Below are 14,601 nucleotides of genomic sequence, written 5' to 3'. Positions count from 1 at the left end.
TCTTTTATATACCTTATAATTATCCTGCAACGCTGGTTGCTTGGTTGCAGGACAACTATAAAGAATCAGTTTCGCCTAATACCTATTATATACTCGTTATTCCGACAGTGAATTACTGATTTCCTGATTAATCTTTCTAATACGGTCTTCCTCTACTTTAATAACCTTTCTATCATAGGTTATTAAACCATTTACTTCTCCTTCTACATCCGTTGTTTGTGTGTATACACCACCAGATATGCCTCTTTTTACCAATTCTAGTAATTGTTGTCCGTATTTCACATATTCGTCTGTTACTTCTTTTGCACTCTTGAATTGTACATATCCCCAATTTTTGTCGGGTTGCCATAAATGGCCTGTAAGCGGCATACCTATTCCGCCATATTCGCCGACAACGGTAATTCGTTCGTTATCATACATCATCAGCTCCGGTGAAGGATATTTATGGAAATCGAGTATGTCTCCAACTTTTAGATAATGATTGCCACCACTTGCCGAGTTAACTAGACGTGATGGATCATAATACTGAGTCCATTCCGTAATTTCTTGTGTTTTGAATTGTCCCCATGCCTCATTGAACGGAACCCATACGGTGATAGATGGATAAGGCATCAGGTAATCCATTATTTCTTTCCATTCTTTGCGGAAGTTTTGTTCTGATTCGATGGAACGTGTGACTTCTTTTCCGTCAAAGTAGTGGTGCATATCCCAATGAGGTCCCTGGTCTCCATTGGGCATATCTTGCCATACGAGTATACCTAAACGGTCGCAATGAGTGTACCAACGTGCCGGCTCTACTTTTACATGTTTGCGAATCATATTATATCCGAAGTCTTTTGTCTTCACAATATCATATTTCAAAGCTTCATCTGTTGGTGCTGTATAAAGTCCGTCAGGCCACCATCCCTGATCTAATGGTCCGAAATGGAATATATCTTTATTGTTCAATTGCATGCGTAGTATACCATTTGCATCACGCTTTTTCGACACCTTGCGCATTGCGGCATAACTGTTAACTTTATCTACCGGTTTGCCTCTTTCGATGATAGCAACATCCAAATCGTAAAGGAATGGAGATTCGGGCGACCAAAGTTTCGCATTCGGAATAGAGAGATCTAGTGTCTGTCCTGCAACTCCTTTTGCTGAAGCGATGACTTTATTGTTATCCTTTAGTTTAACTTCTACAATATCAGATGATTCTGTATTCTTTGTACATACTTTCACTTTTAAATTATTATTGTCTACATCGGCAATGGGGGTAACGCCAACAATGTGTTTGTTATTCACCGGCTCCAACCAGACTGTTTGCCAAATACCGGAAACGGGTGTGTACCATATTCCATGAGGATTAGTCACTTGTTTTCCTCTTGGTATAGAACTATCGCTTGTAGGATCCCATACTTTAACTACCAGTTTCTGGTTTCCTGAAGTTAGGAATGGGGTTACATCAAAACTAAATGGTGTATATCCTCCAGTATGAGTTCCTATTTTAATATTGTTGAGGTAAACTTCTGCTTTCCAGTCCACTGCTCCAAAATGTAGTATTATATTTTTGCTTTTCCAGTCGGAGGGAATTGTAAATGTACGTCTATACCATAGTTCTTTTCCTTTGCCCAGCTCTTTTTGGACACCGGAAAGACTTGACTCAACAGCAAAAGGAACAAGAATTTTTCCATCGAACGTTTGAGGTTCCTGCTGTCCCATAGGTAAAATTGCATAATCCCACAAACCATTCAGATTTTGCCATTTATCGCGTTCCATTATCGGACGGGGATACTCCGGCAAAACATTGTTAGGATCAATTTTTTCTGCCCAAGCCGTTTTTATTTTATCACCCATGGGTTTCCACTGCGCAGATAATGACATGGAAGAAAAGAGTAAAATAATTAATAAAAAAGGTGTTTTCATTTGATGATAGATTTTTGTATGTAATTAGTATAAATATTAAGAAGCTATAGGAGGCACTAAATTTGAAGCCTGAATATCATTCCTAAAAGAAAGGAAAATTGCTGCATAACTGGTAAGCTGTGTTTTCTTGTGTGTTGGTTTTTTCATGGTATTGAACTATTTTTTCTATAATATTAAAGGGCTAACAAGCTCTCGGTTTGATTGATGGCAAAAATAGATAATTCATCTATTGCCAAGGTGATATATTTGGGTAAAAAAATGGCAATAAAAGGTTTTTATAACCATCTTGACTAAAATGTGATATAAATAAATAATAATTGATATTTTCTCACTGCCGATAAATGCGTATATTTGTCGATACTTTCACGTTATACCATTCTTTATATGAAAAATCACTATTTGTATATTTTGCTTTGCCTTTCCTTTTATAGCATTGTTTCCTTTTCTCAGGGGTACTCTAATTTTCATTTCAAGAAGTTACAAGTAGATAATGGGCTTTCCGCAAATTTTGTCTTTTGTATCATGCAAGATACGAAAGGTTTTATGTGGTTTGGGACAAAGGATGGTTTAAATAAATTCGATGGGAATAGTTGCAAGGTATTCAGATATAATCCTCAAAAAGAGAAAACGATAGGAAATAATATCATACATTGTATGATAGAGGCTGATAATAATAAACTGTATGTAGGTACAGAAGCAGGGCTTTATATAATGGATATAGCCGACGAAACTTTCGAAAAAGTGGAAAATACAACTGCTGATAATTTTAAAATCACTTATACTGTGACCACCATTTTTAAGGATAATAGAGGAAATATATGGATAGGAACTAATTCGCAAGGTATTTATACTTATAATCCCGAAAAGAATGAGCTGAAGAGGGTGCGGGTAAATGGATACGATTTCGACTCCAACATAGTATGGTCTATATACGGAGATGCCTCTGATAATATATGGGTTGGTACAAGGCTTGGATTGCTCAGGTATAATTCAAATACAGGCTTTTTTGATCCGGTAGAAGGATTGTACAGCCTCTATGATAGCTCCGAGCATGAGACACAAACAATCGTCGAAGATGTAAATGGTGATTTATGGCTTGGAACATGGGGTAAAGGTCTACGTTTATATAAAAAACAGTCCAATGTATATACCACTTTTCTGGGTTCAAATAAAGAACCTTCTGCCGTAACACGTATTATGGCTATTTGCCAATATCGGGACAATGCTCTTCTTGTAGGGTCAGACAATGGATTGTATATGTTCGATATTGAGAATAGAACATCCAAGAGAATCGACATTCCTAATTCTTATCATAGTTTGAGTGACCAGGCTATCGGTTCAATCTACAAAGATAGGGAAGGAGGGATATGGATTGGCACTTATTCGGGAGGAGTAAATTACTTAAGTCCTAGTGCATCTTGCATAGAAACATATTATTCCGACATCTTATCCGGATCTTTATCGGGGAAAACAGTCAGGCAGTTTTGCGAAGATGAAAATGAGAATCTATGGATAGCTACAGAGAATGGAGGCGTAAATTATTTTAATACGAAAGAGCAAACTATCACTCAGCCGATAAAAGGATTATACCATAACGCACATGCCTTATTACTAGACGGAGATAACCTGTGGATAGGTACCTATGCGAGAGGAATTCATGTCTACAATACTAAAACAAAGTCTCTATCTGTATTCAAACGTAGTCTTGATGGAAAGAACAGTATCAACGATGATGGTATATATGCTTTATATAAAACTAAAAAAGGAGATATTTATGTCGGAACTCATGCAGGATTGAATAAGTATGACAGAGATAAAAATATATTCATTAACATAGAGCAGGCTTCTAAGTTTATATATGATATAAAAGAAGATGATTTTGGAAATCTATGGTTGGCAACTTACGGTTCAGGAGTAATAAGATATCATATGCCAACTAATGAATGGATATGTTACGATTCAATATACACTAATTGTAAGCCATTAAAAGAGAGTAAATTGACTAATATTTATATTGATTCTAAAAAAAGATTACTATTTGCAAGCGAGGGGCAAGGTGTTTTCATTTACGACTATAAAACCGATAGTTTTAAGAATATATCTGAAACCGATGGTTTGCCTAACGGGGTAATATATGGTATATTGGACGATCCGCAAGGCAATTGGTGGATGAGCTCTAATAAAGGAATCATCCAGATGAACACATCAGACCCGCACAATATAAAACTATATACAAGGGACGATGGATTGCAGAGTAACCAGTTTAATTATAAATCAAGTTATAAGGCTTTAAATGGGAAATTTTACTTTGGAGGAATCAATGGGTTTAGTTCGTTTTATCCCCAAGATCTCAATAAAAACAAGAATACCGTCTTACCATCAATAGAAATAACCCAGATTGATATTCTTGGTAATAGAGATAGGGAACTGAATGAGGCTATACAGCAAAAATTAAACAAGCAGCAAAAGATAGTATTGCCCTATAACAAGTCTTCTTTTTCTATATCTTATACTAGCTTAAGCTATATAGCACACTCGAAAAATAAATATGCATATAAGTTGGAAAGAACAGACACTGAGTGGAATTATGTAGGAAATAAACAAAGCGTAACTTATGTAAATTTATCTCCTGGCAAATATTTATTCAGAGTGAAAGGCTCTAACAATGACGAATTGTGGAATGAAGAGGGGGCAAAAGTAGAGATAGAGATACTACCCCCGTTTTGGTTATCTATCCCTGCCAAGATTATATATGTTGTTTTGATTCTGGTTATGGCCTATTTGATTATCTCATTTTACATAAAGAAAAGTAGGGCAAAACAAGAAAAACAACTGGAAGCATTCAAAACTGAACAGGAAAACTTAGCTTTTAAATCGAAAATAGATTTCTTCACTACTATAGCACACGAAATTAGAACTCCGTTGAGCTTAATCTCTGCACCTTTGGAGGAAGTTGTTAATTCAGGAGAAGGAAGTCCAGAGACTAAAGAGAATATATTGATAATCGAAAAGAATTGTGACAGGTTGACTGATTTGATTAATCAGTTACTGGATTTTAGAAAAATGGATTCAACTCAATATATTATAAACCCGACAAGAGTAGACCTGCGCCATCTTTTAACTGAATTGTATGGACGTATCAGTAAGACAGCTCAGAAACAGCATATTGATTTTACTCTCCAGCTTCCTCAAAATGAGCTTGTAGTAAATTCTGATACAGATGCATTGATTAAAATAATAGGGAATTTGCTTACAAATGCGCTAAAATACACGAAAGATAAAATAGCTTTATCTCTCATAAAGAATGAGAACGCGACTTATTCTGTATTTGTTGAGGATAATGGCAATGGTGTCTCTGATGCCTATAAAAAACTGATATTTGATCCTTTTTATCAGGTGCAAAATGATAACGGGAAGATGGGGACTGGCTTAGGATTATCTTTAGCTAAAAAACTCGCTGAGATGCTGAATGGCAATATTACTGTAAAAGACAATGAAACTGGGGGAGCTACATTTGTATTTAATTTTTCAGATTTACCTCTTTTATATCAACATAAATCAGAGCTTGATAATATTGCTTCCGAAAAGGAAATAATAAAAAACAGAAGTACGCCAGAAAACAAAAACAGTATACTTATTGTCGAAGATAATATCGAAATGGCTTCATTTATAAAAAACTCTTTGAACAAAGACTATGTTGCTGATACTGCTTTCAATGCTGAGGAAGCCATACTATTATTAGAAGAGAACAGCTATGATATTATAATCTCGGATATTATGATGCCTGGGATAGATGGTATCTCATTTACAAAGAAATTGAAGTCGGACCTCAATTATAACCATATCCCTATCATACTACTTTCGGCTAAAACTGAAAATGCAGTAAAGATAGAAGGATTACACTCAGGTGCAGATGTTTTCATCGAAAAGCCGTTCTCAGTTTCATATCTGAAGGCGCAAATCATAAGTTTACTTGAAAATCGGAGAACTGTGCTTGAGGCTTTCAATCGTTCTCCTTTTATTTCTTACTCTGCATTAGTTACCAGTAAAAATGATGAGCTGTTTTTGAACCAGTTGAATGAAGAAATTGAAAGGCATATCTCAGACGAAAATTTCTCGGTAGAATCACTAACCGATATTTTCAATATCAGCCGCTCTCACCTGCAAAGAAAACTCAAAGCAATAGCTGGTGCTACACCAGGTGATTATTTAAGGAATTATCGTCTGAGAAAAGCCTGCCAATTATTGTTGGAGACTGATATGAGGGTAAATGAGGTTGCATATAGTGTCGGCTTTAGTACAGCTTCCTATTTTACACGTGTGTTTCAGAAAGCTTATGGTATTTTACCTAAGGAGTTTATAGCCCAACATGCGAATAAAGCAAAGAAGTAATCACGGAGGATTCCGGGGTATCACCGCAAATGTCACCGAGAATGTGTTCACGTTGGCTCAGTTGTAATTTTTGGGGGACTTGATTCAGGACAGCCATATCCCTAAAAAATGATTCATTCCCGCACATTTTTGAATAGATATTAGACGCATCAGAATTTTATTTACTCTAGTACCAAAGAAAAAACGCTTTGTAATAGAGTTCTATCTGACACCCGGGTCTCAGACAAGTTGTTTATACAGTGGAGAAAAGTCTAAACTATATTATTTAATTTCTTTCTGTGCGGATTAGTTCATTTCTGAAATAGTTCATTTATGCACCGGAATGAATCTATTTTTAAGGATGTGATTGCCCTGAATCAAATCCCCCAAGTTTTCAGACTGAGCTTTCACGTTTTTGGATGATCTGTGGAAAGGATATAAAAAAAGCCTCTAAATGTCTGTTTAGAGGCTTTTTTGTCTGTTTATATATAGAAAGTGTGCGGATGATAGCCGTAAAACATTTTTGCTATTTCGCACTTATTATCAGTTATTTACAGAGCCTTCACTTTAGTCAATGCCACCGAATTAGCCACCGACTAAGTCACGAACTCCTTTTTTTATCTAAATCAATGAACTCTTATTTGTAATACAAAGGTATCGTTTTTAATCGGATAAACCTAATTAAAGTGACAAATAATGATAAATATCGCATTTAATTTATTAACTTCACAGCGTAAAAAATATAAATTATGCAAAATAACAGGTATCAGAATTCTTATATTAAAGGCTTAAAAAGAAATGTTATCAATAATACCATAGCAGGAATCGTTATAGCAGGAATAATATTCATTATACAACTGATAGGAGGCTGCGAACAACCGGAAATAACTCATCAAAAAACTCTCATTGACAGTCTGCAAATAAACACGAATGATGAAATTAATGACTGGGACACAGACACCACCATCTACCATACAACCACTAAACCAACTAAATAAAACATTTTTCTTGCTAAATAATCAACCTATAAGTTTATTATCTCGTTACTTTTGCGTATCTTTGTCTTACTATAAAACAAGGAGATATGACATTTGACGACATTACTGGAGACAGAAAATTATGGGCTGTACACTTTGAAGGCGAGGATGATAACGAATTTTATAAGGTGTTCAACAACTGGGCCGACGTGGTTTGGCTACGCACTTTCTTCAAGGAGAATATAGATGACTTGAACGCCTACTTTAAAATAACAGATATAAAAGAAGCTATCAGCGATACTATTGAAGATAGTGAACGCCTTCGATACATCATAATGGACATCTCCCCGGAAACCGATTTAAGCAAGATATTCCGCCCGCTGGACAACAACCAGGCTTCGGATATGATGCTGCAAAAAGAAAAGGCTCGGTTAAAACGTAAATACGGTCACTCGTCATGGCTCCGGCTATACGCTATCAAATTGATTCAAGGCAACTACATCATCACCGGAGGCGCCATCAAGCTGACGGCTACGATGCAGGAAAGAGAGCACACCAGGCAGGAACTTGTGAAAATAGACAAAGTCCGGCGCTACCTGCTGGAAGAAGGAATTATTGATGACGAAGGGTTTATAGAGTATATTAGTGAATTATAATTTGGGAGGAATGATATGGAAAATCGTATGAAATCTATCGCACAAAGGCTTGAAGAACATGCTTCTCCAACGCCTTCGAAATGGCGTGAGCTGTTTGACTTCCTTGAAACAAACAAGTCTTGGCTCCGACATTCGCAAAATATTGCCATGCTGATGCTGGACAGGATGGAAGAATTAGGAATGAGCCAAAAGCAATTGGCTGAAAAAATGAATTGCAGCCCGCAATACATCTCAAAGGTGTTGAGAGGACGGGAGAACCTTTCACTCGAAACTTTGACCAAGATTGAAAACGCACTGGAAATCTCGATTATCAAAGAGGAACCGATGGCTGTATAGCTCACCCCGGCTGCAGTAGGAAAGATTTGCTATCAGATTTTTCCGGATCAGCTACTGCAGCTCGGGAATAGTGCTAGCAAATGTTTCGTCCTGGAAGAAGCCGGCTGCCGGATTCTGCTAGCAGTTGGCAGGGGATAACAGGTTGATGAAGCCGGGATCCTGCCAGGTATGTGCTAGCAAACTGGAAAAAAGTCATGCTTGAAACTTTTCGTCTGATTGCTCACCGTGCCGCCGTGTGGTTCGTGGCAATGCGTGCAGCGGGAATACCGCCGCCCACACAGCCCCGCTCCCCACAGCAGCACTCCGTCAGTGTTTAATCGGAACATTCCTTCACCGGCAGCGTTTCTCGGACGTTCAGTGTTTCTGTGCACCGTGCCGCTTTCCTTGCTTTCCCGTAGCCGTCGGACTGGCGCAAAGAAAGCCGCCCTCTGACAGTGTTTCTATGGAACATTCTTGGGGGAAGTCTCCCCAAAAGTTACTCCGGTGTATAACAGTCGAGGCTTGCCAAGTGGGTGATTACGGAAGTTGCTACCGCCTGATGCATTCGGCTCCGGCTCCCGCTTACACCCCGGCAAAGCCGGACTACAAGTGACAGCCTATGCGGTGGACACCCTTGCGGACGATAGCAGAAGTTACTCCCGTCTTATATCCGGCTCCGGTTGCCGCTCCCTCACTTGCCGAATACAGCAAAGGAAGCAGCACCCTATGCGATGGGCACCCTTTCGGATGATATCCTTAGCGGAATGTAAGCCCTTGCGGCACGGGTGACAGTTTCGATGCCCGGTGCGGTTTCGCTCCGCCCGGCACTAACGCCGGGACTAAGGCGAGAATCCGCTACCTCTTTTCGTCTGACTATAGGAACGGGCTGTTAGTCAGGAGTGCAGCCGTTCGGTGCGGGGTTCCCGTGTTTTATGATTGAGCGGTTCAGGCTGTTTGGATAGAAGGCGGCGCAAGCTTCCGCCGCCGTGCAGACGTGATGCTGCTTGCGCCGTGTTCTTCCGGTTTTTCTGATGGAGTGCAGCTTTTGCGCAGGAAATCCGGAAGAGCAATTATGTTTAATTAGTCACAAAACCGTTCCGGATTTTGTGCTTTAATTCAACATAACAGCATCTTCCAAATATTCCTGCTGTTTGCGGGCTTTTCCGTTGTTTCAGGAACGGGCATAAAGTTACTCCGTTTCATGTTCACCCTTGCGGACTGCGCCCTGCGGAATGTAAACGCCACCACTGTGGCGGCAAGCCGCCACCCCGACCACCGCCCCTTAGTTACTCCTGCCTTTCCCGGTTCCCTGCAGGATTTTCGACATCTTGCGGGTTTCCTGTTCCTGCGGACTTCGCCTTGCGGCGTGCCCGGCTGACTGTTTGCACCATGCGGACAGTCTTTGCAGAATATCGGAGATTCCCGGCGGTCGGCTTCGCCGTCCGCTTCACGAAGCGGGGCAGACGCCCCGCCGAAAAGTTACGGACAAAAGAAATTCGTGACAATTGCCCGAATATCACAAATTTCCTCTGCCAACAAACATATATAACTATATCTACCAAGTATACAGGTAACAACCAGCCACTAAAAAGCCTATCTTTACATCTGTAAACCAACACTATAATTATGTATACCAACATGCACCAACAAAACAACTGCCAAAGTTTGACCAACCGTAGCTACGGTTTCAAAGAACTGGCCGTTCTCTATTTCCCGAATATTGCACCTGCGTCCGCTTCTATCCGCCTCAAACAGTGGATAAAGGACGACACCGAACTACTCGAAGCATTGCAGGAAACAAACTACCAGTTAAGTAACCGCATCCTCACCCCCAAACAAAAGGAACTGATAACCATCTCTTTCGGCTCACCCTTTTAAACCCTAGCGCAGCAGCTCCTACGGCTACAGCCCGAACCCTCTTTGCTAGGGGAACGCCCTGCGGCAAGGGGGAAGAGCACTTCCCCCGACAAGCGTCTCCCCCAAAGGGGGAAGGAAGGGGGGTAGAACAAGAATACACAACTAAAAATCATCCACATAATCACCCACAAAAAACAATGATTAAACAAAGAAACATCACCCTGATTGTGGTGCACTGCACCGCATCCCGTTGCACAAGCAACCTCACCCCGGAAGCCCTCGACTCCATGCACAAACGCCAAGGCTTTGCCGAATGTGGCTATCACTATTACATCACCAAAGACGGAACGATACATCACATGCGCGACATCACCCATGTCGGCGCCCACGCCAAAGGCTACAACACCCCGTCGATAGGAGTTGCCTACGAAGGAGGCCTGGACGCTTCCGGACGTGCCGCCGACACCCGCACCGACGCACAAAAACAAAGCCTTGAAACCCTTCTCCGCTTCCTGCTGCTCACCTATCCGGGAGCAAAGATTTGCGGTCACCGCGACCTCTCGCCCGACCTCAACCACAACGGTACCATAGAATCCTGCGAGTACATCAAACAATGTCCCTGCTTCTGTGTCTCCGTCGAATACGGGTATTTAATGAAGGATGAAGAATGAAGGATGAAGAATGAAGGATGATGAATGAAGAATGATGAATGAAGAATTACTATGCAGATGTAAATGTATGAAAGCGCAGCCAATTCTTCATTCATCATTCTTCATTCTTCATTTCCCCTACCTTTGCGGGAAACAATTAAAAAGGAGGTCATTATGAAACCATTTTGGAGAACGACGTTGAAGGTATTGAAAGTTATCGGTAAAATTTTTGTTTGGCTCACCGGGGCAGACAGTCCCGTGAAAGATGATGAAAGGAGAAACTATTAAGGAGTAAACTTTACGATCGGAGTGAAAACCCCTGTTTTGAGGGCTGCGGAATACAAACCGCAGCCCTTTTTTCATGTACATAATCGTATGATGAAACACGTATCATCACAGATAATAACATACGTCTGCACGCCCACGCACGTATATGTAGATTTGCAACATTATTAATCATTAAAACACTAATTAACATGGCAATTACAATCAAACCCGCTTTGCGCAAGAATCCGCAGAACAAAGACGCCGCCGCAAAATACTATGCACAAGTAGTACTCGCCCCGGAGATGGCACTGAAACAAATCGTTGAACAAATCGCAGACCGTTGTACGCTGACAGGTTCTGACATCAAAGCTGTTCTTGACGCATTGATGACCGTCATCAAGCGCAACTTAGCCAACGGTTCACCCGTCCGCCTGGGAGACCTTGGGTCTTTCCGTCCTTCCGTTTCCGGTAAAGGTCTCGAGGATGCCAGCAAGTGCGGCGCAAACAGCGTCAAGAAAGCACGTGTCATCTACGTTCCTTCTACGGAAATCAAAGAAGCCGTTGCAATGTATTCTTTCTCAAAAGCAGGAGCAAGCGCAGCGAACGAAGATGGCGAAGGAGGAGATGAGAAACCAAATCCGAAACCTGACGAAGGCGGCGGAGAAGCTCCAGACCCGGCAGCTTAAACAATGACCGGTAACGAAGAAAACGCCTGCTAGCGCATTATCCTCGTTTCGTACATCGCAAACAAACCAAGGAAAAAGCCCGATGAATGAGAAATCATTTCACCGGGCTTTTCATTTGCGGATATTTGGTGAACGGAATATGCTTCTGAAAGTCTCATAGAAAACATCAGGAGTTTTTCAAAAAACGTCTGACGAAATAAAAAAAACGTCTGATGAATTTTTGAAAATATCTCGAAGGGTTTCAAGTACGTTTTTACTTCCGTTCCGACTGTTTTCCGGCGTTTTTACGTTTTATTCCCGTATGATTCCATCTGTAAATAAACGTAGTGACACAGACAGAAACGCAATTATCTATAAAGTGACGGGAAGGGATAGATGATAAGTTTGCTGTTTTACAGCGTATTTTTCCTTTTTTCATCTACCTCTCCAAGGGCACGGCCGCCCGTCAGTCAAGAACCGCTACGCTATTTCAGATAAAAATATCCTGCGCTCCTACGTCGTGCGGTATTTTTATCTGAAATTTCTTGTCTGCCGTTCATCCATGCCCTTGGAGAGGTAGATGAAAAAAGGAAAAAAATGTGTTCCTGTGCAGTGTGGGGCGGATAAAAGCGTGTATTAGTCTTAGGCCCAATATCCGCCGAAGTGATTGTGCCTGGTTACTTTGTCTAACTTCAATTGCTTGCGGCGAAACTTGTTGATTGCCCGTTTGAGCGATTTACGTCCCGATGTGCTGCAGTTCTTTTTTCTCATTCGGCATTGGTAGCAACGGCAGATACCAATACCTGTATGTGATTCTTTCATTTCTATTCTGTTTAATATAAGTTTTAAGAACTTACGTTTTTTACTATTTTATTTTGTGACATTTGCCCGATTGTCACGGATTTGTTATTTGCACTCTTCGGCGGGGCGCTTCGCCCCGCTTCATGGAGCGGACGGCGAAGCCGACCGCCGGGAATTTCCAATGTTCAGAAAGGCGTAAACAGTCAGCCGGGCACGCCGCCAGGCGCAACCCGCAGGAAGCACAAACACCCGCAACAGGTCAGAAAACCGCACGGCTCGGGACTGGCAGAAGTAACTAAGGGGCGGTGGTCGGGGTGGCGGCTTGCCGCCATAGTGGTGGCGTTTCCACTCCGCATGGCTTTTTTTTCGTCCGGGGGCGGAAAAATAAAACAATCCATATTAAACATAACGGGTCATTATGCACCCGACTTGCCTGAATGGCAAGGCGTGCGGGCATAATGACCCGTTATGTTTAATATCGCTACCCCTTTGTTTTTCTGCCGGTCTCTTTTTGGGTGTCCCCCAAAAAGGAAGGCGGAAGGAAAACAATTGCTGTCACGGCGCACGCAGCATCACGTCTGCACGCGCCCGAAGGACGGCGAAGGGTGCTTACTTCCACAATACAAACCCGCTCAACCGTAAACCCGGGAACCCCGCACCGCAGGGCTGCACTCCTGGCTAACACTTCCGTTCCTATAGTCAGCCGAAAAGAGGTGGCGGATTCTCGCCTTAGTCCCGGCGTTAGTGCCGGGCGGAGCGAAACCGCACCGGGCATCACAGCTGTCACCCGTTCCGCAGGGGATACCCTTCCGCAAGGGTTTCCACCGCATAGGCTGTCGCTTGTAGTCCGGCTGTGCCGGGGTGTGAGCGGAAGCCGGAGCCGTATGCGTCAGGCGGTAGTAACTTCCGTAATCACCCACTTGGCAAGCCTCGACTGTTACACACAGGAGTAACTTTTGGGAAGACTTCCCCCAAGAACGTTCCATAGAAACACTGTCAAAGGGCGGCTTTCTTTGCGCCCATTGGGCAGCTACGGGAAAGCAAGGAAAGCGGCACGGTGCACAGAAACACTGAACGTCCGAGAAACGCTGCCGGTGAAGGAATATTGCTATTAAACACTGACGGAGTGCTGCTGCGGGGGACGGGGCTGTGTGGGCGGCGGTATTCCCGCTGCACGCATTGCCACGAACCACACGGCGGCACGGTGAGCTGTCAGACGATAAGTCGCTCGCGAAAGTAATCCGCTTGGTTCGGCACTTGCCTATTACCTTCACTTGCTATCACATACCTGTCGGGATCCCGGCTTCATCAACCTGATATCCCCGTTAATTGCTAGCAAATTAGTTGTTCCGGAACGAACCGGGAACAAGAATCCGCTAGCAGAATCCGGCAGCCGGATTCTTTCAGGATGAAACAGTTGCTAGCATTATTCCCGATCTGTAGCACACGATCCGGAAGAATCCGCTAGCACTTTTACGCAGCTCGAGCACACGATCCGGAAAAATATGATAGCAAATATTTCATTGGCCAAGATCTTCCGGAGCGTATTTTGCTAGCAATCATTTCCCCTACTCTTTCTCCCTGCCCGCTTTCTCCAACCTGCCGAGTGCCGACAGAAAACCCCGCACGGCTTCGCCTTGCTCCTGGTACCTTCGTTTCAGTTCTCCGTGTTCCTTCGCTTCCTGCTTGTAGTGGGTACAGAAACGGGGGTACTCCCGCACAACGTGTTTGATTGCTTCGCTGGCCGTTCGCTTTCCTGTAAGATTCTTCAAAATTTCAAGCTGCGTGACTTCTTCTGCAGTCAGCCGTAGCGTGATGGTGCTTACTTTTTCGCTCATGATCGTTCACCCCCTTTCTCGCCATCGGAGGCGGACGGTTCCAGCGAACCGGTGGTTTCTCCGACTTGTGTTCCGGCGCGCCCCGCTTCCGTTTCCACCTGTTGTTTCCGGTTCATCACTTCCGCCCGCCGGTATGCTTCCGCATACGTCTGGCAGTGTATTCCGTATCTCTCGATAGTGATGCCTGCGGCTGTCACTTCGTGCGCCACGCACCACCCTGTACGCATTTTGCGGGGGTAGTAGAGCGGCGTGTCGGTTGCTTTTTTGTTTTCGCTCATCGTTGTTGCTTTTTGTGA

Annotated in this window: 15 protein-coding genes; 10 read left to right on the top strand and 5 right to left on the bottom strand. The window is 42.6% G+C overall.

Translation table 11 applies throughout. From position 1 onward, the window contains the following. Positions 1–96 precede the first annotated feature (96 nt). Positions 97–1,908, bottom strand: a complete 1,812-nt coding sequence (locus KTR06_RS17670) for a glycoside hydrolase family 2 protein (RefSeq protein ID WP_217290638.1) — start codon at positions 1,906–1,908, stop codon at positions 97–99. Between the two features lie 384 nt (positions 1,909–2,292). Here KTR06_RS17670 and KTR06_RS17665 point away from each other — a divergent pair, with 384 nt between their 5' ends. From KTR06_RS17665 to KTR06_RS24670, 6 genes are all read left to right on the top strand, one after another. After that, on the top strand, positions 2,293–6,300 hold the full coding sequence (locus tag KTR06_RS17665; protein WP_217290637.1) for a two-component regulator propeller domain-containing protein: 4,008 nt from the start codon (positions 2,293–2,295) through the stop codon (positions 6,298–6,300). Between the two features lie 728 nt (positions 6,301–7,028). Continuing rightward, positions 7,029–7,277 (top strand): hypothetical protein, encoded by a 249-nt coding sequence (locus KTR06_RS17660; protein ID WP_032856256.1) that lies wholly within the window; start codon positions 7,029–7,031, stop codon positions 7,275–7,277. Between the two features lie 86 nt (positions 7,278–7,363). Beyond that, positions 7,364–7,912: a hypothetical protein gene (locus tag KTR06_RS17655; RefSeq protein WP_120067133.1), complete on the top strand. Its 549-nt coding sequence runs from the start codon at positions 7,364–7,366 to the stop codon at positions 7,910–7,912. Positions 7,913–7,927: 15 nt separating this feature from the next. Continuing rightward, positions 7,928–8,248 carry a helix-turn-helix transcriptional regulator gene (locus KTR06_RS17650; protein WP_008770400.1) on the top strand — a complete coding sequence of 107 codons (321 nt, stop codon included), beginning with the start codon at positions 7,928–7,930 and terminating at the stop codon, positions 8,246–8,248. A 235-nt stretch (positions 8,249–8,483) separates the two neighbouring features. After that, positions 8,484–8,840 carry a hypothetical protein gene (locus KTR06_RS17645; protein ID WP_165861859.1) on the top strand — a complete coding sequence of 119 codons (357 nt, stop codon included), beginning with the start codon at positions 8,484–8,486 and terminating at the stop codon, positions 8,838–8,840. A 6-nt stretch (positions 8,841–8,846) separates the two neighbouring features. After that, positions 8,847–8,978: a hypothetical protein gene (locus KTR06_RS24670; RefSeq protein ID WP_255679522.1), complete on the top strand. Its 132-nt coding sequence runs from the start codon at positions 8,847–8,849 to the stop codon at positions 8,976–8,978. A gap of 535 nt (positions 8,979–9,513) precedes the next feature. Here KTR06_RS24670 and KTR06_RS17640 read toward each other — a convergent pair. Further along, positions 9,514–9,732, bottom strand: a complete 219-nt coding sequence (locus KTR06_RS17640) for a hypothetical protein (RefSeq protein WP_243636440.1) — start codon at positions 9,730–9,732, stop codon at positions 9,514–9,516. 121 nt (positions 9,733–9,853) lie between these two features. Here KTR06_RS17640 and KTR06_RS17635 point away from each other — a divergent pair, with 121 nt between their 5' ends. The 3 genes from KTR06_RS17635 to KTR06_RS17620 all read left to right on the top strand — a co-directional run bounded on the left by KTR06_RS17635 (position 9,854) and on the right by KTR06_RS17620 (position 11,687). Further along, complete coding sequence (locus KTR06_RS17635; protein WP_008650657.1) at positions 9,854–10,105, top strand: DUF4248 domain-containing protein; 252 nt, start codon at positions 9,854–9,856, stop codon at positions 10,103–10,105. Between the two features lie 176 nt (positions 10,106–10,281). Continuing rightward, positions 10,282–10,755, top strand: a complete 474-nt coding sequence (locus tag KTR06_RS17630) for an N-acetylmuramoyl-L-alanine amidase (RefSeq protein ID WP_120067132.1) — start codon at positions 10,282–10,284, stop codon at positions 10,753–10,755. A 455-nt stretch (positions 10,756–11,210) separates the two neighbouring features. After that, positions 11,211–11,687 (top strand): HU family DNA-binding protein, encoded by a 477-nt coding sequence (locus KTR06_RS17620; protein WP_120067130.1) that lies wholly within the window; start codon positions 11,211–11,213, stop codon positions 11,685–11,687. A 621-nt stretch (positions 11,688–12,308) separates the two neighbouring features. Here the strand turns inward: KTR06_RS17620 and KTR06_RS17615 are convergent. After that, positions 12,309–12,488, bottom strand: coding sequence for a hypothetical protein (locus tag KTR06_RS17615; RefSeq protein WP_117683347.1), 180 nt, complete (start codon positions 12,486–12,488; stop codon positions 12,309–12,311). Positions 12,489–12,982: 494 nt separating this feature from the next. Here KTR06_RS17615 and KTR06_RS17610 point away from each other — a divergent pair, with 494 nt between their 5' ends. After that, a complete protein-coding gene (locus KTR06_RS17610) occupies positions 12,983–13,420 on the top strand; it encodes a hypothetical protein (RefSeq protein WP_217290636.1) in 438 nt (145 codons plus the stop codon). A gap of 615 nt (positions 13,421–14,035) precedes the next feature. Here KTR06_RS17610 and KTR06_RS17605 read toward each other — a convergent pair. Both KTR06_RS17605 and KTR06_RS17600 read right to left on the bottom strand, forming a co-directional pair. Then, positions 14,036–14,305 (bottom strand): hypothetical protein, encoded by a 270-nt coding sequence (locus KTR06_RS17605; RefSeq protein WP_217290635.1) that lies wholly within the window; start codon positions 14,303–14,305, stop codon positions 14,036–14,038. Next, positions 14,302–14,583, bottom strand: coding sequence for a hypothetical protein (locus KTR06_RS17600; protein ID WP_217290634.1), 282 nt, complete (start codon positions 14,581–14,583; stop codon positions 14,302–14,304). The genes KTR06_RS17605 and KTR06_RS17600 overlap by 4 nt, the downstream gene beginning before the upstream one ends. Between the last annotated feature and the right edge of the window lie 18 nt (positions 14,584–14,601).

It is taken from the genome of Bacteroides sp. MSK.20.12, assembly GCF_019052435.1.
Lineage (GTDB): Bacteria > Bacteroidota > Bacteroidia > Bacteroidales > Bacteroidaceae > Bacteroides > Bacteroides xylanisolvens.
The sequence above is the reverse complement of the archived record's forward strand: the minus strand, read 5'-3'. Positions and strand labels throughout refer to the sequence as shown.

What these genes read in the sequence shown, in the direction of transcription:
- KTR06_RS17650 (WP_008770400.1), top strand. Translation starts at nt 7,928, where the DNA reads ATGGAAAATCGTATGAAATCTATCGCACAAAGGCTTGAAGAACATGCT.
- KTR06_RS17655 (WP_120067133.1), top strand. Translation starts at nt 7,364, where the DNA reads ATGACATTTGACGACATTACTGGAGACAGAAAATTATGGGCTGTACAC.
- KTR06_RS17630 (WP_120067132.1), top strand. Translation starts at nt 10,282, where the DNA reads ATGATTAAACAAAGAAACATCACCCTGATTGTGGTGCACTGCACCGCA.
- KTR06_RS17605 (WP_217290635.1), bottom strand. Translation starts at nt 14,305, where the DNA reads ATGAGCGAAAAAGTAAGCACCATCACGCTACGGCTGACTGCAGAAGAA.
- KTR06_RS17615 (WP_117683347.1), bottom strand. Translation starts at nt 12,488, where the DNA reads ATGAAAGAATCACATACAGGTATTGGTATCTGCCGTTGCTACCAATGC.
- KTR06_RS17620 (WP_120067130.1), top strand. Translation starts at nt 11,211, where the DNA reads ATGGCAATTACAATCAAACCCGCTTTGCGCAAGAATCCGCAGAACAAA.
- KTR06_RS17670 (WP_217290638.1), bottom strand. Translation starts at nt 1,908, where the DNA reads ATGAAAACACCTTTTTTATTAATTATTTTACTCTTTTCTTCCATGTCA.
- KTR06_RS17665 (WP_217290637.1), top strand. Translation starts at nt 2,293, where the DNA reads ATGAAAAATCACTATTTGTATATTTTGCTTTGCCTTTCCTTTTATAGC.
- KTR06_RS17600 (WP_217290634.1), bottom strand. Translation starts at nt 14,583, where the DNA reads ATGAGCGAAAACAAAAAAGCAACCGACACGCCGCTCTACTACCCCCGC.
- KTR06_RS17660 (WP_032856256.1), top strand. Translation starts at nt 7,029, where the DNA reads ATGCAAAATAACAGGTATCAGAATTCTTATATTAAAGGCTTAAAAAGA.
- KTR06_RS24670 (WP_255679522.1), top strand. Translation starts at nt 8,847, where the DNA reads ATGCGGTGGACACCCTTGCGGACGATAGCAGAAGTTACTCCCGTCTTA.
- KTR06_RS17635 (WP_008650657.1), top strand. Translation starts at nt 9,854, where the DNA reads ATGTATACCAACATGCACCAACAAAACAACTGCCAAAGTTTGACCAAC.